Below are 21,849 nucleotides of genomic sequence, written 5' to 3'. Positions count from 1 at the left end.
TATCAGCTTCACAATATCTGCCAGAACGGACCTGAGCCGAGGCTGCTGACGTTGCCGCCGGGATGGTTGGCGACCAGCGTTTCGCCGGAAAAGCCGCTGCTGCTGATCCTGCTGTCACCGGGGGCGGCGAGAGAGATTGTCAATGCAGTCTTTCTGGGAGCTGTCATTCAAATGACCGCCGGCCAGCCTCGCTCCATTCGTGAGCGGCTTTTGCAATATCATTCAAACCTATTTTGTCTGTGATTTCTATTTTCAATATAAGTGAAATTGAAGTAACAATTAATAATACATATTGAAAGAGATATTTCGGAATCATAAATCCTATGTATAGTCTACAAAAATACCTTAATAAGGCTGACGAGGGTTATGGTGATTGAACGTGATGAAAGTGTAATTCTTATCGCTACATAAATTCTATGATGCAATGGCATAAAATTAACGCTATTGTTATCGAAATAACCTCGGGTTTTGAGGGGCGAGGAGTAAGGTGGGGCGCATAATGTTGCGGGGAGCAGAGATGAATGGGATGGCGCTGTTCGCGCTCATAAGGCGTGCCGATAGGCGCTTGCCCATATTGGCAAGTCGACCGAGCGGAGGATTGTGATGGCTGGCCGGACTACTATCGCCGCCGGTTCAGGCACATTGCAGGAGCGTTACGGCGACTGGACGCTTACCATCGTCAATCAGGGAGCCGCCGATCAAGCGCGGCCACATTATGCGATTTCCTATACGCTGTATGATCTGCAGACAAATGCGCCAGTGCTTTCGATCGAACTTACTCCCGACGGCGGAAGCCTGAGGGGTATATTGGCGTTGCCGCTGGGGCTGCATCTGCGGAGCGGGCGGTTGCCGCGGGGTGACGAAGCTGCTTTGGGTCTGGCTCAGCCGCTCGGTGCGGCTTCTTCGCGCGGCTGTCCGGTCGAGCTGAGGCTCGATGCAGCCATGATTGCCAACCTGCGGCGACGGCGTAGCCTCCGCGTGATGCTGGCGGCGACCGATACGGGTCGTGATGTGAGCTACGTCATTTCGCTCAATGGATTTGCCGAGGCTCTCAGCCGCGCGCTCTCCATTGTCGATCCCTACGCCGCAAGAGCCCACATCAGGTCGGGCTTGACCCTTCAGTAGCAGGTCGGATTTCGGGCAGGGTTGTCCGTGCGATTGGCGGTGCCGCCAACCGCACGCATTTCCTTCGCTCCGGCAGTATGCTCGAATTCCGATGTCAAGTTTCCCGGCTAATGCTTGCAAGCAATGTCCGGCGTGCCTCGCTCAGATGTGCCGTGCAGGTCTGGCTAATTTTCCTTTGGTCCCTTGAGAGAATCGCATCGATATAAGCCAGATGCTGATAGACAGCCGCTTCGTTGCGAATGCGCTCGTCTTTCTTGTTCCATTGATAATGGTAGAAGAAAATCAGCGAGATAACGTGGTAGAATTCGGTGACGAAGCGATTGCTGGAAGCGCTGTTGATCAGGCGATGCAATTGCTCGTCAAGGAGCGAGAACCGGTGATAATCGGTCTCGATCGTCTCCAGCAGCTTGAGATGCTCGGTGCGCAGTCTGCGCAGCGCGTTCCAGCTCGGGTCGCTGTCATCGAGTTCCGCAAAGCGCATGACGGACCGCATTTCGAAAATTTCGCGGATATCGGAAAGCTCGTTGGCGAATTCCAGGGTCATGCCGCGGAAGACCCATTTGCCGCCGGCTTCGCGCTCCATCAGGCCAAAATGCCGGAAGCTCTGCAGAAACTCGCGGATCGTCGTCGTCGACACGCCGAATTGCCGCGCGAGCTGAAGCGCATTGATCGCCTGGCCCGGACCGCTATCGGATTGGAGTATCCAGGTCAGGAAGGCGCGCTCGACGATCAATGTCGGCGGGATGGTCTCCGCTTCGGCATAGAGCTCGGATGGTTCTGCCTGCCGCAGCACTATCCTGTCCTTGGATAGAAGGCCGTTCTCCATCGCGGCCACCAGGCACTTGCGGACCGTCGTTCTGCTGGTGCCGAGGGTTCGGCCGATCTCGCGTTCCGAGCCAAGAGAGTGGCCGTGACCGACCGATTGTACGTGGCGCAGGAACTCGTTGAACTGCCGTTTGAAGAGGTTTTCAGAACGCATGCCGATTTGGTTTCGTTGGTTTTTTAAACAAAAAATACCACTTTGAATCGATCGCCTCAACCGTGTAGATTCCGCCTCGAGCTAAGGAGGATAGCTCGGGAATGAGACCAGCATATCTCGTTGCTCACTGGCGCTGCCGGGAAGATGGCGTCGCATGAGCTACACTTTTGATTTCGAGGGCCTGCTTCCCTATTGGGATCAGTTTGCGGAAGGCGTCTGGCTGACGATTCAGCTTTCGGTGGCGGCAACTATCGTGGGGTTTGTGCTGGGCACGTTCTGTGCGATCGCACGGACCAGCGGCTTGGCGACGCTGAAGACAGTCGTCGGCGCCTATGGCGCCGACCTGCCGGCCGACATCGCTACCCTGAACGGATCTGTTTCCAGCGAACCGGGTGCAAGCGTCCGGTTCACGCCCCCAAACCGGAAAGGTATCGTCACGTGAAAGCCCTATTGATCGAAAGTGAAGGTGTCAGCCGTTTCACCGATGTCGCCCGCCCGCAGCTCGGAGAAGGCGATGTCCGTATCGCCGTCCGCCATGTCGGCATCTGCGGGAGTGATCTCAACACGTTTCGAGGCCTCAACCCGCTGGTGGAGCTGCCGCGCATCCCAGGGCACGAAATCGGTGGCGAGATCATCGAGACAGGGGCGGGCGTTTCGTCCGCCTATCAACCGGGGCGGCGCGTCATCGTTCTTCCCTATACCAGTTGCGTTACTTGCTCTTCCTGTCGCAAGGGTCGCGTGAATGCTTGTCGCTACAACCGCACGCTTGGCGTGCAGCAGGATGGCGGGCTTGCCGAAGAGATCGTTCTTCCCGCGGAGAAGGTGATCCTGAACGACACGCTCGATCCTCGCTTTCTTGCTTTGGTCGAGCCGCTGTCGGTAGGCTTCCATGCGGTGGCGCGCGGCCGCGTTTCGTCGAGTGATCGCATCGTCGTGCTGGGCTGCGGCATGATTGGTATGGGCGTAGTCATCGGAGCCGTTGCGCGTGGAGCCGAGGTGATTGCCGTCGATCTCAGCCCGGAAAAGACCGCGCTGGCACAACGCTTCGGAGCGCGCCACACAATCGATGCCGGCACGGAAGATGTCGCTGCGCGCATTGTTGAACTGACTGATGACCAGGGCGTCGATGTGGCCTTCGAGGCGGTCGGTCTTCCGGAAACCTTTCGCCAGGCGATCGATCTTGCCGGTTTTTGCGGGCGCGTCGTCTACGTCGGCTACGCCAAGGCTCCCGTTACCTATCAGACACAAATGTTCAATCTCAAGGAGTTGGATATCATGGGCTCGCGCAACGCGACCAGGTCCGATTTCGATGCGGTGATCGCTTATCTGGAGACGATCGGCGACCGCGCCGCCTCGCTCATTTCCAAGATCATACCCTTCGCCGAGGCCGAAGGTGCATTGCCCTTTTGGGACAAGAACCGTGACGTTTTGAAGGTCATTGTCGAAAGATGAATACGCAAGCATCCATGAAATCTCCAACAGCGCTTCCCGACTGGCATGGTGCGTTCCGACTGGACGGATAGCGCGCGCTGGTGATTGGCGGAGGCAGTGGACTGGGCCTCGCGATCGCGCGTTGCCTCGCCGCCTCCGGCGCTGAGGTGGTGCTGGCTGGCCGCAGGCCGGATCTCCTTGAGGATGCTGCGGCGTCGATTGGCCCCTGGCGAAAGCCGCACAGCTCGACCTTCGTGATCTTGCGTCGATCAAAACCTTCGCCGCCGGAGTCGAGGAGACGCACGGCCCGGTCGATATCGTCGTCAACAATGCCGGGAATACGGTGAAGAAGCCGTTCGAGGAATCCGATATTGCCGACTTTGACGAAGTCATGGACGTCACCGGTGGCAAGACGAGCCTTGGCCACGCGACTGAAAAGACGGACCCTGCCCCATTATCGGTGTACCGGAGAAGCCGGCTTTTTCGACAATCTGGGAGAGAAATGAACCGCTTCTTTGCGGCAACGCCTACTGCAATGCTTCGTCAGGACGACGCATCCCGTTCCAGCCATCATTTGGTGTCTGCGGCATTTTTAAAAGATCAAGCCTGTCGCCCAATTCTTCAGCCGGGCGGCATTTTTGCGCCCCTGTCCAGCTGGCTCCAGCGTAGAAAGAGATTTTCCAATTCCCATGCCTTCAGAGATCGCTGTTTCTTTTAATCTACTATTTTTATGGACAATATTTGCATTATCGAAAATGCATGCGATCTTCGGAAGGGATGAGAATGAGTGCGCCCAAACTCGTCGGCATTGCCGGCAGCTTCAACAGGCCGTCCAAGACCTACGCGCTGGTCCAGACCGTCGCGGATTTGGCAATCGAGCGATATGGCTTCTCAAGCAAGGTCTATGATCTGCACGATGTTGGTGCGTCCCTTGGCGCCGCTCAGTGGCGAAAGGAGCTCGACGACCAGGCGAAAGGTGTGATCGACGATATCGTCTCATCGGATGCGCTGATTATCGGTTCGCCGACGTTCAAGGGATCCTATCCCGGGCTGTTCAAGCATCTGATCGATCTTATCGATCCGCACGAGCTGCGCGCCAAGCCGATCATCATCACCGCGACCGGCGGCGGAGACAGGCACGCGCTGATGGTGGAACATCAGCTGCGGCCGCTCTTCGGCTTCTTCATGGCACACACCCTGCCAACCGCTGTCTATGCGTCTGATCGTGATTTTACCGACTACAAGGTCTCTTCGGAACCGCTGGCCAACCGGATCAATGAAGTGGTCGGTGAGCTCTCGGCTTTCTTCCCGCATTCGGTAAGGGTGCTGGCTGCGGCCGAATGATGGGCTGATGGACAAATTGCCTTCGACCGCCTCGGATCTATCAACCAAATGGAGGGTTACATGAAATGGAATGTCATTAGCCGCCTGAAGACGATTTTCGCTGGGCGCGCGTTGCGGGATGCGGATGGACGCATCCAGTCGGTCGATCGGCCCGAGTCCGTCGAGCGAGAGCTCTCCGCGCGCGACTACGAGATCTACTATTGGTGTACATCCCCTGCGCCTTGGCATTGAAGGGAGATGTGCTTTTGATGTCCTGTCGCAAGCTTTGTGTTCGATCTTTCTCGTGAGGCTTACATGACCAGAGTACTGATTGTGCCTGGCCTTTTCGGCTCGGGCGAGGGGCATTGGCAGCGCTATTGGCTGCAGGATCATCGCGACGTTCGGCTTGTCGAGCAGGATGACTGGGACTTTCCCAATCTCGGCAGTTGGATGGAGAAATTAGAAGCCGCGCTGGAAGAGGCCGGTGAAGCCTATATCGTCGCCCACAGCCTGGGCTGCGTGTTGACGGCGAGGCTGGCTGGCCGCGAGGCTGCGCGAAGGGTCAAAGGTGCACTGCTCGTAGCGCCCTGCGATATTCCCGTGACGGAAGCCCTGCATGCCGGACATCTGTCCTTCGGTACCATGCCGACCGACGCGCTGCCTTTTCCCAGCATGACGGTCGGGAGCCTGAACGACATCTATATGAGCCTCGACCGGCTCGGCATGTTCGGACGGCTCTGGAATTCGGATGTTCGCAATATCGGCCTTGCAGGACATATCAACATAGCAAGCGGTTACGGGCGCTGGGCGGGTGGTTACCGCTTTCTGGACATGTTGAAGGCGCGCAGCAGGCATCGCAGGCCGCAGGGATTTTCAGCGGCAATCGCGGCGTCCATTTGAAAGAAGGGCTTTTCATATCCGACATTCGACGCCATTGTGCGACGGATTTTTTTCTCGCCTTTTGGCCGCCATCCCAAGCGCGCGCCGGGGCATGTTCTTTGGAGGTAAGGCAATGAGTTTGCGCATCAACGATATCGCGCCGGATTTTACGGCCGAGACGACGCAGGGCGAGATTAAGTTCCATGACTGGATCGGTAATGGCTGGGCCGTGCTCTTCTCGCATCCGAAGAACTTCACGCCGGTCTGCACGACGGAACTCGGCGCCATGGCTGGCCTGGAAGGCGAATTCCGCAAGCGCGGCGTCAAGATCATTGGCATTTCCGTCGATCCCGTGGAGAGCCATGGTCGCTGGAAGAACGATATCAAGACGGCGACCGGCTTCGACGTCGACTATCCGCTGATCGGCGACAAGGATCTCAAGGTTGCCAAGCTCTATGACATGCTGCCGGCAGGTGCCGGCGAAAGCTCGGAAGGCCGCACGCCGGCCGACAATGCCACGGTCCGTTCCGTTTTCGTCATTGGCCCCGACAAGAAGATCAAGCTGATCCTCACCTATCCGATGACGACAGGCCGCAACTTCGGCGAAATCCTGCGTGCGATCGACTCTATCCAGCTGACATCCAAGCATCAGGTCGCAACACCGGCAAACTGGCAGCAGGGCGAAGACGTCATCATTACGGCCGCCGTCTCCAACGAAGACGCCATTACCCGCTTCGGCTCGTTCGATACGGTATTGCCCTATCTGCGCAAGACCCGGCAGCCATCAGCCTGACCGGCGTGGTGACAGAGAGTTTTAGCTGACGCGATGCGGCCCTGACGGCCGCGTCGCTTTTTACAGGTGAACGTTTTCGCGCAAGAAATCCAGCAGGGCGCGCACGCGCGCTGGCAGGGGGCCGCCTTGGCCGATATAGACGGCGTGGAATTCCTCGATATCGCCGGAATTGAATTCTTCCAGCAGGGGCTTTAGCCGCCCGGCCGCGATATCCGATTTGACGGTAAAGGCGGCAAGCCGCGCCAGGCCGGCACCGGCAAGCGCCAGATGCCGCATGGCTTCGCCGTCGCCCACCTGCAGGCTGCGCGCTGCCGGTACCGTCGCAACCTCGCCGTCAATGAGCAGCGGCCAGCCTTCGATCGCTCTGGAATAGCTAAAGCTGATGCGGCAATGTTTTGCCAATTCCGCGGCGGAGTGAGGCGTTCCATGCTTGCGCAGATAGTCCGGCGAGGCGACGATGATATTTCGCGTCGCTCCGAGCTTGCGGGCCGTGAGGCTGGAGCTCTTCAGCGGCCCGGCGCGGATTGCGACGTCGGCGCGCTCCTCCATCAGGTCGATGACCCGGTCCGTATGGAAGATCTCCAGCGAGACATCGGAATGTAGCGCCATGAAGCTTGGAATGAGCGGAGCCAGCACATGATTGCCGAAGGAGCCGCTGGTGTTGATGCGGATATGACCGGCTACCTGCTCTCCCGCCGATGCGTGGCGTTCGGCTTCGGCAATATCGGCAAGAATGGCGACGCTACGTTCGAAGAAGGCACATCCCTCTGGGGTAAGCTGCAGCCGTCGCGTCGAGCGATGGATAAGACGCGCGCCAAGGCGTTTTTCAAGTCTTGTAATGAGTTTGCTGACGGCAGACGGCGTCATCCGGCAGGCCCTGGCCGCGGCGGTGAAGCCGCCGAGTTCCACGGTGCGTACGAAGACTTCCATTTCACCGGAACGGTTGATCTCTTGACGGCTCATGATGAATTGAAATCACAAATCAGTTTCTTTCCGGCAATCTATATCACCTTCATCCGAGCGTCTATCTATCTGAAGAACCAATAGGAGACAGACCATGGAATACAGAAATCTCGGTGCTTCCGGCTTGCGCGTTCCGGTTCTCAGTTTCGGCGCCGGCACCTTTGCAGGCAGCGGGCCTCTCTTCAGCGCCTGGGGCTCGACGGATGCGATTGAAGCGCGCCGTCTGATCGACATCTGCCTGGAGGCGGGCGTCAATCTCTTCGATACGGCCGACGTCTATTCGGCAGGCGCATCGGAGGAGGTGCTCGGCGAGGCGATCCGGGGCAGGCGCGATGCCGTGCTGATCTCCACAAAGACAGCTTTGCCGATGGGCGATGGGCCGGCCGATTGGGGCAGCTCGCGTTCGCGCCTGATCAGATCGGTCGACGCCGCCCTGCGCCGGCTCGGGACAGATTACATCGACCTTTTGCAATTGCACGCCTTCGATGCCTCGACGCCGATCGAGGAAACGCTTTCCACCCTTGATGGCCTCGTGAAGGCGGGAAAGGTCCGCTACATCGGCGCTTCCAACTTCGCTGGCTGGGAGCTGATGAAATCGCTCGCGATCTCCGACAAGTACGGCTATGCCCGCCATGTCGCCCATCAGGTCTATTATTCGCTCGCCGGTCGCGATTACGAATGGGAGCTGATGCCGCTGGGTCATGATCAGAACGTCGGCGCCCTGGTCTGGAGTCCGTTGGCGTGGGGCAGGCTGACAGGCAAGATCCGTCGCGGACAGCCATTGCCGGAAAAGAGCCGCTTGCATGAGACCGCGTCATTCGGCCCGCCTGTTGATGACGAGAAGCTGTTCGATATCGTCGATGTGCTGGATGAGATCGCCGGCGAGACCGGAAAGAGCGTTCCACAGATCGCCCTCAACTGGCTCTTGAGCCGGCCAACGGTCGCAAGCGTGATCATCGGCGCGCGCAACGAAGAGCAGCTGCGGCAGAATCTCGGTGCGGTCGGCTGGACGCTTTCGAAAGAGCAGATCGAGAGGCTAGACAAGGTGAGCGAGATGACAGCGCCCTATCCCTATTTTCCCTATCGGCGACAGGAAGGCTTCGCCAGACTCAACCCGCCGCTGGTTTGACGCGGCAAGCGATCCGATGGCGGCGGCGAAGCAGGCAAATGCTTCGCCGCCGGATGTCACTTAACGGCCACCCTCGATCTTGCGATGGCGCTGGTTTCGGCCGCTTTCGCCATAAGGATAGGCGGCTGGTTGCGGCGCGCTGACCTCGTTCAGTCGATCCATCTCCGCCTCCGACAGCGTCAGCTTGGCGGCGCCGAGATTGTCGGCAAGCTGCTCGGGCGTGCGAGCGCCGAGAATGACTGACGTTACCGCCGGGCGTGCTGCCGTCCAGGCAAGCGCTACCTGTGCCATGGTCACATCTCGTGCCTTGGCGATCTCCTCGACAGCGGCAATGATTGCCCAGGTGCGCTCCTGTGCGTTGCGTGGGGCAAAGGATTCGCTGCCGCGGTTGGGGTTCTCGCCAAGTCTTGTGGCGCCGGTCGGCATTTCATCGCGCCTGTATTTGCCTGTTAGCCAGCCGCCGCCGAGCGGCGACCAGGGAAGCAGGCCCATGCCGGCATCGAGGCAGGCGTCGACGATCTCGAGTTCGATATCGCGAACGAGCAGGTTATATTGCGGCTGCAGCGTCACCGGCCGCGTATAGCCGCGCGCCTTGGCAATCTCGACCGCCTTGGCGATATGCCAGCCGACGTAGTTGGAGAAGCCGTAATAGCCGATCTTGCCGGCGCGCACGGCATCATCGAGAAAGCGCAATGTCTCCTCGATCGGGGTCAGGGCATCCCAGGCATGCATCTGATAGAGATCGATATGCTCGATGCCCAGTCGGCGTAGGGAGTCATCGAGCGCTTGGTTCAGATGACGGCGCGACAGGCCGAGATCGTTCGGTCCGTTGCCCATCGGAAAGCGGCCCTTGGTGGCGATCACGGCCTGGCGCGCTTCCGTCGGACGAGCCTTCAGCCAGCGTCCGATGATCTCTTCCGACTTGCCTGCACTATAGACATCGGCGGTGTCGATGAAATTGCCGCCCCATGCGAAATAATCGTCGAGAAGTTTATGTGATGCGGCCTCGTCTGCTTCCGCGCCGAAAGTCATGGTGCCAAGGCAATAGGCCGTGACAACGGCCCCGCTTGGGCCGAGCTTGCGATAATCCATTCCTGCCTCCTCTGAACGGAACGCTGGCACCCGATCGGCAAAGCTGTCGGGAAAGCCGCAGGCTCCGTGATCCATAGCAATGTGGTGCTTGAGACGGCCTCCACCGTCGATGGGGATTCGACGCTCGGCGTTTCAATGCCGTGGCCGCAGAGACACCATAGTCAATCATCCCATGATTACCAAGCGCATTCGTTGCCTGAGTGGCCTCGCTTGCGTAAAATTCTCCGTGATGATTCTTCTCTCGCCGAATGCTTCCCTTCATGGATGAAACGCCGACAAGCCGTATGCTTTCCTGGGCACGCAACTCCACCATCTATCGTCTCGAGCGCCGGATGATGACGGAAAAGCAGCTGTTCGACGCGATCACCAAGAAAGCTAAACAGAAGTTCGAGGATATCAGCGACGCACAGATCAAGGCGCTTGCCGATTTCGCCGTTAAATTCGCTTACGAACTGAAAGTCCTCGACGATGTCGCTTTTGCCGAGATCAGCACGCGCTCGGCCGTTCGTTCCGGCAAATCGAAGAAAGCCATCGCCTTTAAGCTTGCTTCCAAGGGCATCAGTGGTGAAACGGTTGACGCGGCCGTGGAGGAGGTCGACGATCTCCATTCCGCCGTCATCTTTGCCAGGAAGCGTGGTTTCGGCCCGTTCCGGCGCGGCGATCTCGATGAGAAGCGCAAGGCAAAGGAACTATCCGCCTTCGCCCGCAACGGTTTCAGCTTCGCAGTCGGCAAAAAGGTCTTCGAGATGGAGCGAGAGGATGCCGAGGAACTGTTGCTGTCGGCCTCGGCATTCTGAAGATCGATGCTCATTGAAATAGCTGAGGTCACCCGCTAGCTTTGCCGCGCTTGAGTGGGGCATGCAGGGGACGTTCGTGAAAGCAGTCATTCGATTACTGGCAGCGGTGACGTGCGTTGCCTCTTTGCCGATGGCCGCCCATGCCGAGTGGCAGGCGGTCGAGACGACCAAGACCTACGCGATTGCCGGAACATCGGGGCGCGAACTCTACGATTCCATAGGCGAGCGCGGTCCATTGCTCGGACCCAAGGTCAGGGCGATTGCGCATACCGATTTCAAGCTGACCTGGACTCGGAAATATGAGTTGCAGCCGGACGGCGCCTGCATGATCACGGTCAACATACCGAAGCTGATCATCACCTACACCTTGCCGAAACCCCCGGCGCAATTGCCCGCTTCGACCCGAAAAAGCTGGCAGAAATTCATCGCCGGGGTCGAAGCCCACGAGCGGGTGCATGGCGGCTTCATCAAGGACATGGTCAGGGAAATCGAGACCATGAGCGTCGGCTTTTCCGTGCCCGACGACCCGAAATGCAGCAAGATCCGCGTGGAGCTGACGAAGCGGCTCGGTGAGATTTCCAACAGGGAACGGCAGCGCAACAGCGATTTCGATAGGGTCGAATTCAGCGATGGCGGCAATCTCCAGCAGCTCGTTCTGAAGCTGGTCAAGGAAGAGTAATTGAGGGTGACGCAGCCGGACGTATCCGCCGGCTGCGTCACCCAATATGTGCCTTATCGACCCTTCTGCTTCCGCCATTCGGCGAACTTCTGTTTCGGAGCGTCGCTGGTTGCCGGGTAGAGGCCGATGATGGTCGCGCCGTTCATGACCTCTTCGGTAACGAAATCCTCATAGGCTGTCATTTCCACGGTCTCAGTGGCGATCTCATCGGCGAGGTGCGCGGGAATGACGATGACGCCCTCATTGTCGCCGACGAGAACGTCGCCGGGGAAAACCGCGACATCGCCGCAGCCGATCGGGCCATTGATTTCGATGGCCTGATGCAGCGTCAGGTTCGTCGGCGCGGACGGGCGGTGATGATAGGAAGGGATATCGAGGGCGGCGATTTCCGGACTGTCGCGGAAGCCGCCATCGGTGACGACACCGGCCACGCCACGCACCTGCAGCCGCGAGACCAGTATGGAGCCAGCGGAGGCAGCGCGTGCATCCTTGCGGCTATCCATGACCAGCACGAAGCCGGGCGGGCATTGCTCGACGGCGGCGCGCTGCGGATGTTCCGGGTTGCGGAAGACTTCGAGCGTGTTCAGGTCCTCTCGCGCCGGAATATAGCGCAGCGTGAAAGCCTGGCCGACCATGTTCGCCTTCTTCGGCGAAAGCGGCCGCACATCCTGGATGAACTGGTTGCGCAGGCCGCGCCGGAAAAGTGCGGTGGCGATCGTCGGTGTTGCGACGCCCATCAGCTTGTCGCGCGTCTCTTTGCTCAGCATGTAATTGCTCATGCGATATATCCCTCGTGATCAATAGATGTCTGGTTCGCCCGGCGTCGGGCCGAAGCCGGTTTCCAGGAAGTCGAAATCGCAGCCGGTATCGGCCTGCGCCACATGGCGCGAGAACATCCAGCCATAGCCGCGGCCGAATTTTTCCGCCGGCTTGACCCAGGCGTCGCGCCGGCGCTGCAGCTCGTCCTCATCAACAAGCATGTCGACGCGCCGTGCTTCGAGGTCGAGGCGAATGATATCGCCGTTGCGCAGCAGCGCCAGCGGGCCGCCGACATGGGATTCCGGCGAGACGTGCAGGATGCAGGCGCCATAGCTGGTACCGCTCATGCGGGCGTCCGAGAGGCGGAGCATATCCCTGTGCCCTTTCTTCAGAAGCGCCTTCGGGATCGGCAGCATGCCCCATTCGGGCATGCCGGGACCGCCTTGCGGGCCGGCACCGCGCAGCACCATGACGTGATCGGGCGTAATGTCGAGATTTTCATCGTCGACCGCCGCCTTCATCTCCGGATAGCTGTCGAAGACGAGCGCTGGCCCTTGATGCTTGTGAAAGCGCGGATCGCAGGCGGCCGGCTTGATGACGGCCCCCGTCGGCGCGAGGTTGCCCTTCAGCACCGCAAGCGACCCCTCATGATAGACCGGATTGTCGAGCGAGCGGATCACGTCGTCATTGTAGCATTTCGCCCCCTCCAACGTTTCGCCGAGGGTGACACCGGAGACTGTTAGCGCCGAAAGGTCGAGCTTCGGGGAGAGCTTCGCCATCAGCGCGCGCAGACCGCCGGCATAATAGAAATCCTCCATGAGATAGATCTTGCCGGTGGGCCTGATATTGGCAAGCACCGGAGTCGTGCGCCCGGCTTTGTCGAGATCGTCGAGCGAGAGATTGACGCCGGCGCGGCGTGCCATCGCGATCAGATGCACAACTGCATTGGTGGAACAGCCTGTCGCCATCGCGACAGCAACGGCATTGTTGACGGCGGCCTGCGTGACGATTCTCGAAGGGACCAGATCTTCCCAAACCATCTCGACGATACGTCGACCGACAGCTGATGACATGCGGATATGATTGGCGTCTGGCGCGGGGATCGAGCTGGCGCCGGGCAGGGTCAGGCCCAGCGCCTCGGCGATTGCCGTCATCGTGCTCGCCGTGCCCATGGTCATGCAGTGACCGTAGGAGCGGGCAATACCGGCCTCGACATCGACCCATTCTTTCTCCGAGATGGTGCCGGCGCGGCGCTCGTCCCAGAATTTCCAGGCGTCGGATCCGGACCCTAGATATTCGCCGCGATAATTGCCGCGCAGCATCGGGCCGGCCGGGAGGTAGATCATCGGCAGCCCCATGGAGAGCGCGCCCATGACGAGGCCGGGCGTGGTCTTGTCGCAGCCGCCCATCAAGACGGCACCATCGACCGGATGCGACCGCAACAGCTCCTCCGCCTCCATCGCCAGCATGTTGCGATAGAGCATGGTCGTCGGCTTCACATAGCTTTCCGAAAGCGACAGGGCGGGCAGTTCCAGCGGAAAGCCGCCGGCCTGCAGGATGCCGCGCTTCACATCCTCGACGCGATGCTTGAAATGCGCATGACACGGATTGGCGTCGGACCAGGTGTTCAGGATGGCGATGACGGGCTTATCGGTCCATTCTTCGGGCGCATAGCCCATTTGCATGGTGCGCGAGCGATGCCCCGAGCTTCTGAGATCATCAGGCGCAAACCATCTGGCGCTGCGTAAATCCTGGGGCTTCTTCCTGCTGTTCATTGTATTGACGCCTTGTATTCGGATGTTGGTCGAAGGGATAAATCCGTGCGCCGCATCATTCCTTCATGCCCCATTTTAGCAGGGTGCGCCGCTCGATGGTCTGGAAGACCAGGTTTTCGACAATAAGCCCGATGACGATCACAGTCAGCAGGCCGGCAAAGACCGAGGGGATATCGAGAAGATTGCGGTTTTCGAAGATGAACCAGCCGAGGCCGCCCTGGCCGGAGGAGACGCCGAAGACGAGCTCGGCGGCGATCAGCGTGCGCCAGGAAAAGGCCCAGCCGATTTTCAGGCCGGTCAGGATCGACGGAAAGGCGGCGGGGATCAGGATGCGGAAGACATAGGATAGCCCCGTCAGCCCGTAATTGGCACCGACCATGCGCAGAGTGCGCGAGACCCCGAGAAAGCCGGCATGCGTGTTGAGCGCGACAGCCCATAGGACGGAGTGGATAAGCACGAAGACGAGGCTTGCTGGACCGAGGCCGAACCAGATGAGCGCGAGCGGCAAGAGCGAGATGGCCGGCAGCGGATTGAACATCGCCGTCATGGTTTCCAGGAAATCGGTGCCGATGCGGGTGTTGATCGCAACAACCGTCAGGACGGCAGCGAGCACCGTTCCCGAGACGTAGCCTGTTACCAGTATCTTCAGCGTGGTCCAGATGCGGGCCGGCAGCACACCGTCGGCAAACCGGTCGTAAAGCGCCGTCAGCGTGTCGCTCAACGTCGGAAACAGCAGCGGATTGTCGAGATGCCGGGCATAGGCCTCCCATATGACGGCGAGGACAACGATCAGCAATGACTTGCGGAAAAGGCCCGACTGCCAGAGGAGCTCGATCGTGCCGAGCTTTTGTTCGACGGCTGCGATATGGCCGGCCGTTTCCGGTGACTGCGGCGCAAGGATAATCTGCGGTGCGCTCATGGATTACTCCCTGTGCCCCTGTTCGGCAAACAGCATGTGATGAATTTCCTGCTCCAGCTTGGCGGCGGCTGTGGGGTCGTCGCGGACGGCCTCCACATCGCGCACCTCGGCCTTGACCCGACCGGGATGCGGCGACAGCAGCAGGATACGATTGGAGATCTTGATCGCCTCGGCGATCGAATGGGTGACGAAGATGACGGTAAAGCGTGTATCTTCCCAGAGCTGCAGGAGCTCGTCCTGCATCTGCCGGCGGGTGAGGGCATCGAGCGCTGCGAAAGGCTCGTCCATCAGCAGGATATCGGGCTGCATCGCCATGCCGCGGGCAATCGCGACACGCTGTTTCATGCCGCCGGACAGCATGTGCGGATAGGTGTCGACCGCGCGTGTGAGCTTGACTTTCTCGATATAATCGCGGGCGATCGCCTCAGCTTCGCGACGCGGCAGGCGGCGGGCTGTCGTCAGTGGGAACATGACGTTTTCCAGTACCGTCTTCCAGGGGAGCAACTGGTCGAATTCCTGAAAGACCATCATGCGGTCGGCGCCCAGTTTCTTGACCGGTTGCCCCTTGATTTCGATCCGCCCCACCGTCGGTATCATATAGCCGCCGATCGCCTTCAGCAGCGTCGATTTTCCGCAGCCCGAGGGGCCGAGAAGGACGAAGCGATCGGACTGGCCAACGGAGAAGCTGACATTTTCCGTCGCGGTGATCAGCAGGTTCGGCGTCTTGTAGCGAAGCGTCACCCTGTCGACATTCAGAAGCGGTGTCGCGGTCATTGTTTCCGTCATCGGCATGTCAGCACGCGTTTTTGCCTGAAGCATGGGCCTTCTCCGTGGGGTCGCTTGAAGGCGGCATTCGCGCCGCCCGTAGGCATCAGTTGCCATTGAGATCGGCGGCTTCCGGCAGGTAATAGTCGGTCCAGGCCTTGGGCATGGTCTTCAGCGTACCGATCTTGTGGAGGTGCGCCGCGAACTTCATGGTTCCCTGCGGATCCATGCGGAACTCCATCATGTGCGGCTCCTTCAGGATCGCCAACAGGTCTTCGACGCTGGTCTTGTCGCCGCTGACGGTCTTGTAGGCTTCCACCGCCGATTTCGGATCCTTCTTGATGAAGTCGATCGCTTCAGCCGTCGCCTCGCGTACCGCCTTGATGATCGTCGGGTTGGCGCTTGCAAACTGCGTCGTGGTGAAGAAGGTGCCCTGGGTCAGCTCGCCGCCGATGATGTCGCGGGAATCGATGACCTTGTGAACGCCCGGCTGCTTCAGCTCCAGATATTGGAAGGGCGGGGCGGAGAAGTGGTTCTTGACCTCATGGGTCTGGTTGGCGAGCGCTGCCATCGCGTCGGGGTGACCGAGCTGCACCGTATTGGCGTCGAACTTGTGTACCTGGTCGTCGCCATACATTTGCGCGGCGGCCATCTGCAGCAGAATTGCCTGCGTGGAGACGCCGACCGTCGGCACCGCGATCTTGTCGCCGGCCTGAATGTCCTTCAACGACTGGATGCGCGGGTCGCGCGAAACCATGATGACCGGCTGGGCCGAATTGGTAACGATGCCCTTGACCTTGCCTCTGGTGCGGTCCCAAAGCAGCAGCAGATTGCCGGTGCCGGTGTTGACGATGTCGACATTGCCGGACAGCAGCGCGTCGGTCTGCGCGCCGCCACCGCTGAAGGTCCGCCATTCCACCTTGACGCCCTGTAGGCCGTCTGCGGCCGCGTGCTTCTCGATCAGCTTCTGCGTTTCCATGACGTGACTGGCGAGATAGAGAATGCCGGGCTGGCGCGTGATCGAAATATCCGTCTTTTCGGCTGCTCCGGCTGAAAAGCTGCCCGCAATCACCATGCCGACCGCAGTCAGACAGCGAAGAAATCCTCTCATTTGCTCCTCCCGATTGATCCAACCTTTGAGAAAGGAGGTTGGCGTCGGTTCACTAAAGCACTAATGTATCAGTGCATCAAGCCCTGAATTGTGTTTAATGAGCAGACGCTCTTGCCCAGAAAGGCCGCCAGTGAAGCTCAATCCGAAAGAATTTGCCCTCGATCGCTCCCGCCAGGTCGCGCCTCAGATTCTCGAGATCCTGCGATCGCGCATTCTTTCGATGAGCTTGCCGCCAACGACGGTCTTGTCGCGCATCTCGCTGCAGAGCGAATTCAATGTCAGCCAGACTCCTGTGCGCGATGCCCTGATCCGGCTTGAGGAGGAGGGGCTTGTGGAGGTCTATCCACAATATGCGACTGTCGTTGCGAGGATCGATATCCGCAACGCAACCGAGGCACATTTCCTGCGATTGTCGATCGAACTGGAGGCCGTCCGCAGGCTGGCTGCGGATTCGCCTGCGGAAACCGCAGCAATCCTCGAAGGCATCCTGGCTCGCCAGAAGCATGTGGCGTCACAGGAAACCTATGATCTATTCGACATGCTCGACAAGGATTTCCATCGCGTTCTCTACGAGCGGGCCGGCATTCTCGGCCTCTGGTCCACGGTCCGGCGCCAAAGCGTGCATCTCGACCGGCTGCGCATGCTCAACCTGCCCATGCCGGGCAAGCTCGAGCAGATCATTGTCGATCATCAAGCCGTGGTCGATGCTATCAGCTCGGCCGATGCGGAGGCCGCCGTTGCCGCTTTGCGCCGGCATTTGTCGGGCACCTTGTCGATCGTCGATCTTATTTGCGAACAATATCCGGATTATGTGAGCCGTTAGCCTATCGGCTTTTCGGACCGATGTGAGGTGTGGAGCGCGCCGACCCGCGGATTGGCTTATGCGTCGCTTCATGCGACAAGATCTGAGGCAAACAAATCATGGAGTTCGCTTGACCATCGGGCTTGCGCATGCCGAGTTGATCGCGGTTCTGACGGCCGTTACGGGCGGCGATCCAAGGGTGATGACGGTGCGGTCGGGTGATGCCTTGCCGTCCGGTCCGTTCGAGCTTGGGCATCGCACGCTGCAAAGCGGATTGCGCGAATGGGTTCAGGAGCAGACGGCCCACCCGGTCGGCTATCTGGAACAGCTTTACACCTTTGCCGATCGCGATCGAAACAACGAAATTCTCGGCGGCCGCACGATTTCGATCAGCTATCTTGGGCTGGTGCGCGAGCAGGCGGCCCCCGGCGGCGGCATGCCTGGCTGGCACGGCTGGTACGAATATTTCCCTTGGGAGGATCATCGGGGCGGGCGACCGCCGATGCTGGATGATGTCGCCGCCCGTCTGACGGCCTGGATCGGTGACGATGCCATGCGGCGCGACCAGCGCCGCCGGCGGGCCGATTTTACTTTCGGATTGAATGGTGCTGCTTGGAACGAAGATCTCGTCCTGCAGCGTTATGAATTGCTCTACGAGGCGCATCTTGTCGCCGAGGCGGGCTGCGATCTCAAGCTCAATTTCGGTCGGTCCATGTTTGCAGATCATCGCCGTATCCTTGCGACGGGCATGGCGCGGCTCAGGGCTAAGATCAAATATCGGCCTGTGGTGTTCGAACTCATGCCCGAGAATTTCACGCTTCTGCAATTGCAGAAAACCGTGGAGGCGCTGGCAGGCCTGACCCTGCATAAACAGAACTTCCGTCGACTGATCGAGCAGCAGGAACTGGTCGAAGAGACCGGGGGGACAGAAAGCGAGACCGGCGGCCGTCCGGCCAAGCTCTTCCGCTTCCGTCGCGCCGTGCTCGAAGAACGCGAATTCGCTGGAACGAAATTACCACTCTCCCGCAATTGACATATGCTCACGTTGAGAATATCTATTTGCTCATGATATACTCAAAATGAGTATAATAAGGAGCCGGCCATGAATCTTCCCGTATCCGCATCTTCCCTTTACGATCGCGTCAGCCGCGTCATTCCCAAAGCTGAATGGCTGACTTTTCAGGATGACGTCGAGGCGATCCTCGAATTGAAGCGGCGGCACAATGCCGTCATTCTCGCTCACAACTATCAGACGCCGGAAATCTTCCATGGCGTCGCCGATATCGTCGGCGATAGCCTCGCGCTTGCGCGGAAGGCGGTGGAGGTCAATGCCGATATCATCGTCCTGGCCGGTGTGCATTTCATGGCCGAGACGGCCAAGCTGCTGAACCCGGAAAAGACGGTTCTGATCCCGGATATGGAGGCGGGCTGCTCGCTGGCGGAATCGATCACGCCGGAAGATATCGCGCTGCTGCGTCAGGCTCATCCGGGCGTTCCGGTGGTCACCTATGTCAACACGTCGGCAGCCGTAAAAGCGGCGTCAGATATCTGCTGCACTTCGGGCAATGCCCGGCAGGTGGTGGAATCGCTCGGCGTGCCGAAGGTGCTGATGCTGCCGGACGAATATCTGGCGCGCAACGTCGCACGCGAAACCAATGTCGAGCTCATCGCCTGGCATGGGCATTGCGAAGTCCACGAGCTCTTCACCGCGGACGATATCCGCCAGCTTCGCGAGAATTATCCCGGCGTGACCGTACTGGCCCATCCGGAATGCCCGCCTGATGTCGTCGAAGCCGCCGATTTCGCCGGTTCTACCGCCGTCATGTCTGACTATGTCGGCAAGAAGCACCCGTCGCGTGTGGTGCTGCTCACCGAATGTTCGATGAGCGACAATGTCGCCGTGCATCACCCGGATGTCGAATTCATCCGGCCCTGCAATCTTTGCCCGCACATGAAGCGCATCACGCTTGGCAATATTCGCAAGGCCCTGGAAGAGGGGCGGCATGAGGTGACGATCGACCCGGCAATTGCCGCAGACGCCCGCCGCGCAGTGGAAAGGATGCTGGCGATATGAGCGAGATTCGTGAAGACTTGAGCGGCCGCATCGTCATCGTCGGCAGCGGCCTCGCCGGATTGATGACGGCGCTGACGCTGGCTCCCGAACCAACCGTGATTATTACCCGCGCCTTGATCGGCGCGGAGACCTCAAGTGCCTGGGCGCAAGGTGGCATCGCCGCCGGCATAGGTGAGGGCGACAGCGCGGCCCTGCATCTTGCCGATACGCTCGCTGCTGGCGATGGACTTTGCGATGCAAAGGTCGCGGCAAGGATCGTTGCAGAAGCCCCTGCGGCCATCGCGGCGCTGGAGCGCTTCGGCGTCGAGTTCGACCGCAACGATGCCGGCGAATTGTCACTCGGTCTCGAAGCTGCACATTCGCTTCGGCGTATCGTGCATTCCAAGGGCGATGGCTCGGGTGCCGCCATCGTTCGCGCACTTGCCGAGGCGGTCGCCCGCACGCCGTCGATCACAGTGCTCGAGGGCTATCAGGCGCAGCGGCTGCTGCTGGATGGGGATCGTGTCGCCGGCCTTTTGTGCCTGACCAGCAAGGGCAACGTCATCTTGCCGTCCTCCCGTATCGTCCTTGCCACGGGCGGCATCGGCGGCCTCTTCGATGCCACGACCAATCCGGTCGGCAATTTCGGGCAGGGGATTGCGCTTGCGGCACGGGCAGGGGCACGGCTTGCCGATATGGAATTCGTGCAATTCCATCCGACTGCGCTCGATAGTCGCAGGCGTCCGCTGGCGCTTGTCAGCGAAGCGGTTCGCGGCGAAGGCGCGCTCCTCGTCAATGAGAGCGGCGAGCGCTTCATGGCCGGTGTCGAAGGTGCCGAGCTTGCGCCGCGCGATGTGGTCGCACGCGCGATCAGCGCGGAAATCGCCCGCGGCGGTCGGGTCTTCCTCGATGCGCGAGGCGCGCTCGGCAATCGTTTTGCCACACGCTTTCCAGTCATCGAGGCCCTTTGCCACGAGGCAGGCGTCGATCCTGCGAGCGATCTCATCCCGGTGCGTCCGGCGGTCCACTATCATATGGGTGGCGTTGCGACCGACGAGAACGGCCGCAGTTCGGCTCCCGGCCTATGGGTGGTGGGCGAGGCGGCTTCCACCGGCCTGCACGGCGCCAACCGCCTTGCCAGCAACTCCCTGCTGGAGGCTGCGGTCATGGGTATGCGGGCGGCGCACGATATCGCCGGCACGGATGCAAGCCCCGCAAGATTGCAGAAGCAACTTCCCGAGACATTTGCGCCAGACCTGACGTTCGTCCGGCCGATCGCGTCGCGCCATCTCGGTGTGCTGCGCAACGCAGGTGCCATCCATGGTGCGATTGCCGCACTCCTGCCGCTTTGCGAGAGCGAAGGGCCAGCGACAGACCCCGCGCTGGTGGCCCTGCTGATCGCCGTCTTTGCGAGCCTCAGGACGGAGTCGCGCGGTGCCCATGCGCGCACCGATTTTCCGCTGAAACTGCAATATGCGCAGCGCCGCATGATGAACCTTTCCGACGCCTTGGATATTGCCAGGTCCGTCACCCCCTATTCGCTCGCAAGGAGTGCCTGACATGACGCTTGCTCCCCTCCCGCGCCTGATCGTTGAGCCACTGGTGCGCAATGCATTGGTCGAAGATCTCGGCCTCGCCGGCGACATCACATCTACGGCCGTCATCCCGGCGGAACATCGGTCCCGCGTTGCTATGGTCACCCGCCAGCCGGGCGTTATCGCAGGTCTCGACGCCGCTGAACTTGCCTTCCAGCTGGTCGATCCCACCATTGTCATGACCCGTCACGTGCCAGACGGTACCAAGGTGGAAGCGGGCGAGGTCATCGCGACGATCGAAGGGCCATCCCGCGGCCTGCTGACGGCGGAACGCACCGCGCTCAACTTCCTCGGTCATCTCTCTGGTATCGCCTCCGTGACGGCCGACGTCGCCGAGGCGATCGCAAGCACGAAGGCCTCGATCGTCTGCACGCGCAAGACGACACCTGGTCTTCGGGCGCTGGAAAAATACGCCGTGCGCGCCGGCGGCGGCATGAACCATCGCTTCGCGCTCTATGACGCGGTATTGATCAAGGACAATCACGTCGCCATTGCCGGAGGCATCACTGAAGCCATTCGCTGCGCCAAGGCGGGCGTGGGTCATATGGTCAAGATCGAGGTCGAGGTGGATACGCTGGAGCAACTTCGCGAAGCGATGCAGGAGGGCGTCGACGCCGTGTTGCTCGACAACATGACGCCGGATCAACTGCGCGAGGCGGTCGATATCGTCGGCGGCCGGGCCATCACCGAAGCCTCGGGCCGCATCACGCCGGCGACGGCTTCCGCAATCGCGGCCTCCGGCGTCGATCTCATCTCCGTTGGCTGGCTGACTCACAGTGCTCCGACGCTCGATATCGGGCTGGATTGGAAGGCAGCGGCCTGAGGTAGGGTAAGTTCCGCATTTTGGAGGGCCGGTAACGCGAGGTTACCGGCTCTCCAG

General features: G+C 60.1%; 25 protein-coding genes and 1 pseudogene. 17 read left to right on the top strand and 9 right to left on the bottom strand.

What is annotated here, in order from left to right:
• Window positions 1-8: 8 nt before the first annotated feature.
• On the bottom strand, window positions 9-167 hold the full coding sequence (locus JJQ51_RS10920; RefSeq protein WP_269244716.1) for a hypothetical protein: 159 nt from the start codon (window positions 165-167) through the stop codon (window positions 9-11).
• Between the two features lie 436 nt (window positions 168-603).
• On the opposite strand from JJQ51_RS10920, the gene JJQ51_RS10915 reads away from it, so the two are divergent.
• Complete coding sequence (locus tag JJQ51_RS10915) at window positions 604-1,125, top strand: invasion associated locus B family protein (RefSeq protein ID WP_269244715.1); 522 nt, start codon at window positions 604-606, stop codon at window positions 1,123-1,125.
• 94 nt (window positions 1,126-1,219) lie between these two features.
• Here JJQ51_RS10915 and JJQ51_RS10910 read toward each other — a convergent pair whose 3' ends face one another.
• Window positions 1,220-2,104: a GntR family transcriptional regulator gene (locus JJQ51_RS10910; protein WP_269244714.1), complete on the bottom strand. Its 885-nt coding sequence runs from the start codon at window positions 2,102-2,104 to the stop codon at window positions 1,220-1,222.
• Window positions 2,105-2,258: 154 nt separating this feature from the next.
• Between JJQ51_RS10910 and JJQ51_RS10905 the strand changes: the two genes are divergently transcribed.
• The 8 genes and pseudogenes from JJQ51_RS10905 to JJQ51_RS10870 all read left to right on the top strand — a co-directional run bounded on the left by JJQ51_RS10905 (window position 2,259) and on the right by JJQ51_RS10870 (window position 6,530).
• Window positions 2,259-2,546 (top strand): hypothetical protein, encoded by a 288-nt coding sequence (locus tag JJQ51_RS10905; protein ID WP_269244713.1) that lies wholly within the window; start codon window positions 2,259-2,261, stop codon window positions 2,544-2,546.
• Window positions 2,543-3,556, top strand: coding sequence for a zinc-binding alcohol dehydrogenase family protein (locus tag JJQ51_RS10900; protein WP_269244712.1), 1,014 nt, complete (start codon window positions 2,543-2,545; stop codon window positions 3,554-3,556). The genes JJQ51_RS10905 and JJQ51_RS10900 overlap by 4 nt, the downstream gene beginning before the upstream one ends.
• Before the next feature lie 80 nt (window positions 3,557-3,636).
• Window positions 3,637-3,747: pseudogene (locus JJQ51_RS10895) on the top strand (3-oxoacyl-ACP reductase); the annotation flags it as partial.
• 14 nt (window positions 3,748-3,761) lie between these two features.
• Window positions 3,762-4,253, top strand: a complete 492-nt coding sequence (locus JJQ51_RS10890; RefSeq protein ID WP_152093316.1) for an SDR family NAD(P)-dependent oxidoreductase — start codon at window positions 3,762-3,764, stop codon at window positions 4,251-4,253.
• A 65-nt stretch (window positions 4,254-4,318) separates the two neighbouring features.
• On the top strand, window positions 4,319-4,879 hold the full coding sequence (msuE, locus tag JJQ51_RS10885; RefSeq protein ID WP_113333194.1) for an FMN reductase: 561 nt from the start codon (window positions 4,319-4,321) through the stop codon (window positions 4,877-4,879).
• 60 nt (window positions 4,880-4,939) lie between these two features.
• Window positions 4,940-5,110 carry a hypothetical protein gene (locus JJQ51_RS10880; RefSeq protein WP_156090746.1) on the top strand — a complete coding sequence of 57 codons (171 nt, stop codon included), beginning with the start codon at window positions 4,940-4,942 and terminating at the stop codon, window positions 5,108-5,110.
• Between the two features lie 63 nt (window positions 5,111-5,173).
• On the top strand, window positions 5,174-5,758 hold the full coding sequence (locus JJQ51_RS10875) for an RBBP9/YdeN family alpha/beta hydrolase (protein WP_113354446.1): 585 nt from the start codon (window positions 5,174-5,176) through the stop codon (window positions 5,756-5,758).
• A 112-nt stretch (window positions 5,759-5,870) separates the two neighbouring features.
• Window positions 5,871-6,530, top strand: coding sequence for a peroxiredoxin (locus tag JJQ51_RS10870; protein ID WP_069614590.1), 660 nt, complete (start codon window positions 5,871-5,873; stop codon window positions 6,528-6,530).
• A 60-nt stretch (window positions 6,531-6,590) separates the two neighbouring features.
• On the opposite strand, the gene JJQ51_RS10865 is transcribed toward JJQ51_RS10870, so the two are convergent.
• Window positions 6,591-7,493: a LysR family transcriptional regulator gene (locus JJQ51_RS10865; protein WP_269244711.1), complete on the bottom strand. Its 903-nt coding sequence runs from the start codon at window positions 7,491-7,493 to the stop codon at window positions 6,591-6,593.
• Between the two features lie 94 nt (window positions 7,494-7,587).
• On the opposite strand from JJQ51_RS10865, the gene JJQ51_RS10860 reads away from it, so the two are divergent.
• A complete protein-coding gene (locus JJQ51_RS10860) occupies window positions 7,588-8,622 on the top strand; it encodes an aldo/keto reductase (protein ID WP_269244710.1) in 1,035 nt (344 codons plus the stop codon).
• 60 nt (window positions 8,623-8,682) lie between these two features.
• On the opposite strand, the gene JJQ51_RS10855 is transcribed toward JJQ51_RS10860, so the two are convergent.
• The gene (locus JJQ51_RS10855; RefSeq protein WP_269244709.1) at window positions 8,683-9,714 is read right to left on the bottom strand and encodes an aldo/keto reductase; all 1,032 of its coding nucleotides are present in this window, start codon (window positions 9,712-9,714) and stop codon (window positions 8,683-8,685) included.
• A 260-nt stretch (window positions 9,715-9,974) separates the two neighbouring features.
• On the opposite strand from JJQ51_RS10855, the gene recX reads away from it, so the two are divergent.
• Both recX and JJQ51_RS10845 read left to right on the top strand, forming a co-directional pair.
• Entirely contained in the window at window positions 9,975-10,511 is a 537-nt protein-coding gene (gene recX, locus JJQ51_RS10850) for a recombination regulator RecX (protein ID WP_145634057.1), read from the top strand.
• Between the two features lie 61 nt (window positions 10,512-10,572).
• Complete coding sequence (locus JJQ51_RS10845) at window positions 10,573-11,190, top strand: DUF922 domain-containing Zn-dependent protease (RefSeq protein ID WP_145634059.1); 618 nt, start codon at window positions 10,573-10,575, stop codon at window positions 11,188-11,190.
• Between the two features lie 53 nt (window positions 11,191-11,243).
• Here JJQ51_RS10845 and JJQ51_RS10840 read toward each other — a convergent pair whose 3' ends face one another.
• Genes JJQ51_RS10840 through JJQ51_RS10820 form a run of 5 tightly spaced genes read right to left on the bottom strand, consistent with a single transcriptional unit; the run spans window position 11,244 to window position 16,519 of the window.
• On the bottom strand, window positions 11,244-11,969 hold the full coding sequence (locus JJQ51_RS10840; protein ID WP_269244708.1) for a ribonuclease activity regulator RraA: 726 nt from the start codon (window positions 11,967-11,969) through the stop codon (window positions 11,244-11,246).
• A gap of 18 nt (window positions 11,970-11,987) precedes the next feature.
• A complete protein-coding gene (gene araD / locus JJQ51_RS10835; protein WP_269244707.1) occupies window positions 11,988-13,724 on the bottom strand; it encodes an L-arabinonate dehydratase in 1,737 nt (578 codons plus the stop codon).
• Window positions 13,725-13,779: 55 nt separating this feature from the next.
• Window positions 13,780-14,643 carry an ABC transporter permease gene (locus JJQ51_RS10830; protein ID WP_145318325.1) on the bottom strand — a complete coding sequence of 288 codons (864 nt, stop codon included), beginning with the start codon at window positions 14,641-14,643 and terminating at the stop codon, window positions 13,780-13,782.
• A 3-nt stretch (window positions 14,644-14,646) separates the two neighbouring features.
• Window positions 14,647-15,462, bottom strand: coding sequence for an ABC transporter ATP-binding protein (locus JJQ51_RS10825; protein ID WP_269244706.1), 816 nt, complete (start codon window positions 15,460-15,462; stop codon window positions 14,647-14,649).
• A gap of 52 nt (window positions 15,463-15,514) precedes the next feature.
• Window positions 15,515-16,519: an ABC transporter substrate-binding protein gene (locus tag JJQ51_RS10820; RefSeq protein WP_152093323.1), complete on the bottom strand. Its 1,005-nt coding sequence runs from the start codon at window positions 16,517-16,519 to the stop codon at window positions 15,515-15,517.
• Between the two features lie 130 nt (window positions 16,520-16,649).
• On the opposite strand from JJQ51_RS10820, the gene JJQ51_RS10815 reads away from it, so the two are divergent.
• The 5 genes from JJQ51_RS10815 to nadC all read left to right on the top strand — a co-directional run bounded on the left by JJQ51_RS10815 (window position 16,650) and on the right by nadC (window position 21,792).
• Complete coding sequence (locus JJQ51_RS10815) at window positions 16,650-17,342, top strand: GntR family transcriptional regulator (RefSeq protein WP_069614580.1); 693 nt, start codon at window positions 16,650-16,652, stop codon at window positions 17,340-17,342.
• A 109-nt stretch (window positions 17,343-17,451) separates the two neighbouring features.
• Entirely contained in the window at window positions 17,452-18,354 is a 903-nt protein-coding gene (locus tag JJQ51_RS10810; protein WP_152093324.1) for an NUDIX hydrolase, read from the top strand.
• Window positions 18,355-18,423: 69 nt separating this feature from the next.
• Window positions 18,424-19,395, top strand: a complete 972-nt coding sequence (gene nadA / locus JJQ51_RS10805; RefSeq protein WP_269244705.1) for a quinolinate synthase NadA — start codon at window positions 18,424-18,426, stop codon at window positions 19,393-19,395.
• Window positions 19,392-20,933, top strand: coding sequence for an L-aspartate oxidase (locus tag JJQ51_RS10800; RefSeq protein WP_113354394.1), 1,542 nt, complete (start codon window positions 19,392-19,394; stop codon window positions 20,931-20,933). Before nadA ends, JJQ51_RS10800 begins: the two co-directional genes overlap by 4 nt.
• Before the next feature lies 1 nt (window position 20,934).
• Entirely contained in the window at window positions 20,935-21,792 is an 858-nt protein-coding gene (gene nadC / locus JJQ51_RS10795) for a carboxylating nicotinate-nucleotide diphosphorylase (RefSeq protein ID WP_113354395.1), read from the top strand.
• Window positions 21,793-21,849: the final 57 nt, after the last annotated feature.

Source organism: Rhizobium sp. AG207R, assembly GCF_027109195.1.
GTDB lineage: Bacteria > Pseudomonadota > Alphaproteobacteria > Rhizobiales > Rhizobiaceae > Rhizobium > Rhizobium dioscoreae.
The sequence above is the reverse complement of the archived record's forward strand: the minus strand, read 5'-3'. Positions and strand labels throughout refer to the sequence as shown.

What these genes read in the sequence shown, in the direction of transcription:
- JJQ51_RS10920 (WP_269244716.1), bottom strand. Translation starts at nt 167, where the DNA reads ATGACAGCTCCCAGAAAGACTGCATTGACAATCTCTCTCGCCGCCCCC.
- JJQ51_RS10915 (WP_269244715.1), top strand. Translation starts at nt 604, where the DNA reads ATGGCTGGCCGGACTACTATCGCCGCCGGTTCAGGCACATTGCAGGAG.
- JJQ51_RS10910 (WP_269244714.1), bottom strand. Translation starts at nt 2,104, where the DNA reads ATGCGTTCTGAAAACCTCTTCAAACGGCAGTTCAACGAGTTCCTGCGC.
- JJQ51_RS10905 (WP_269244713.1), top strand. Translation starts at nt 2,259, where the DNA reads ATGAGCTACACTTTTGATTTCGAGGGCCTGCTTCCCTATTGGGATCAG.
- msuE (WP_113333194.1), top strand. Translation starts at nt 4,319, where the DNA reads ATGAGTGCGCCCAAACTCGTCGGCATTGCCGGCAGCTTCAACAGGCCG.
- JJQ51_RS10880 (WP_156090746.1), top strand. Translation starts at nt 4,940, where the DNA reads ATGAAATGGAATGTCATTAGCCGCCTGAAGACGATTTTCGCTGGGCGC.
- JJQ51_RS10875 (WP_113354446.1), top strand. Translation starts at nt 5,174, where the DNA reads ATGACCAGAGTACTGATTGTGCCTGGCCTTTTCGGCTCGGGCGAGGGG.
- JJQ51_RS10870 (WP_069614590.1), top strand. Translation starts at nt 5,871, where the DNA reads ATGAGTTTGCGCATCAACGATATCGCGCCGGATTTTACGGCCGAGACG.
- JJQ51_RS10865 (WP_269244711.1), bottom strand. Translation starts at nt 7,493, where the DNA reads ATGAGCCGTCAAGAGATCAACCGTTCCGGTGAAATGGAAGTCTTCGTA.
- JJQ51_RS10860 (WP_269244710.1), top strand. Translation starts at nt 7,588, where the DNA reads ATGGAATACAGAAATCTCGGTGCTTCCGGCTTGCGCGTTCCGGTTCTC.
- JJQ51_RS10855 (WP_269244709.1), bottom strand. Translation starts at nt 9,714, where the DNA reads ATGGATTATCGCAAGCTCGGCCCAAGCGGGGCCGTTGTCACGGCCTAT.
- recX (WP_145634057.1), top strand. Translation starts at nt 9,975, where the DNA reads ATGGATGAAACGCCGACAAGCCGTATGCTTTCCTGGGCACGCAACTCC.
- JJQ51_RS10845 (WP_145634059.1), top strand. Translation starts at nt 10,573, where the DNA reads ATGCAGGGGACGTTCGTGAAAGCAGTCATTCGATTACTGGCAGCGGTG.
- JJQ51_RS10840 (WP_269244708.1), bottom strand. Translation starts at nt 11,969, where the DNA reads ATGAGCAATTACATGCTGAGCAAAGAGACGCGCGACAAGCTGATGGGC.
- araD (WP_269244707.1), bottom strand. Translation starts at nt 13,724, where the DNA reads ATGAACAGCAGGAAGAAGCCCCAGGATTTACGCAGCGCCAGATGGTTT.
- JJQ51_RS10830 (WP_145318325.1), bottom strand. Translation starts at nt 14,643, where the DNA reads ATGAGCGCACCGCAGATTATCCTTGCGCCGCAGTCACCGGAAACGGCC.
- JJQ51_RS10825 (WP_269244706.1), bottom strand. Translation starts at nt 15,462, where the DNA reads ATGCTTCAGGCAAAAACGCGTGCTGACATGCCGATGACGGAAACAATG.
- JJQ51_RS10820 (WP_152093323.1), bottom strand. Translation starts at nt 16,519, where the DNA reads ATGAGAGGATTTCTTCGCTGTCTGACTGCGGTCGGCATGGTGATTGCG.
- nadA (WP_269244705.1), top strand. Translation starts at nt 18,424, where the DNA reads ATGAATCTTCCCGTATCCGCATCTTCCCTTTACGATCGCGTCAGCCGC.
- JJQ51_RS10800 (WP_113354394.1), top strand. Translation starts at nt 19,392, where the DNA reads ATGAGCGAGATTCGTGAAGACTTGAGCGGCCGCATCGTCATCGTCGGC.
- nadC (WP_113354395.1), top strand. Translation starts at nt 20,935, where the DNA reads ATGACGCTTGCTCCCCTCCCGCGCCTGATCGTTGAGCCACTGGTGCGC.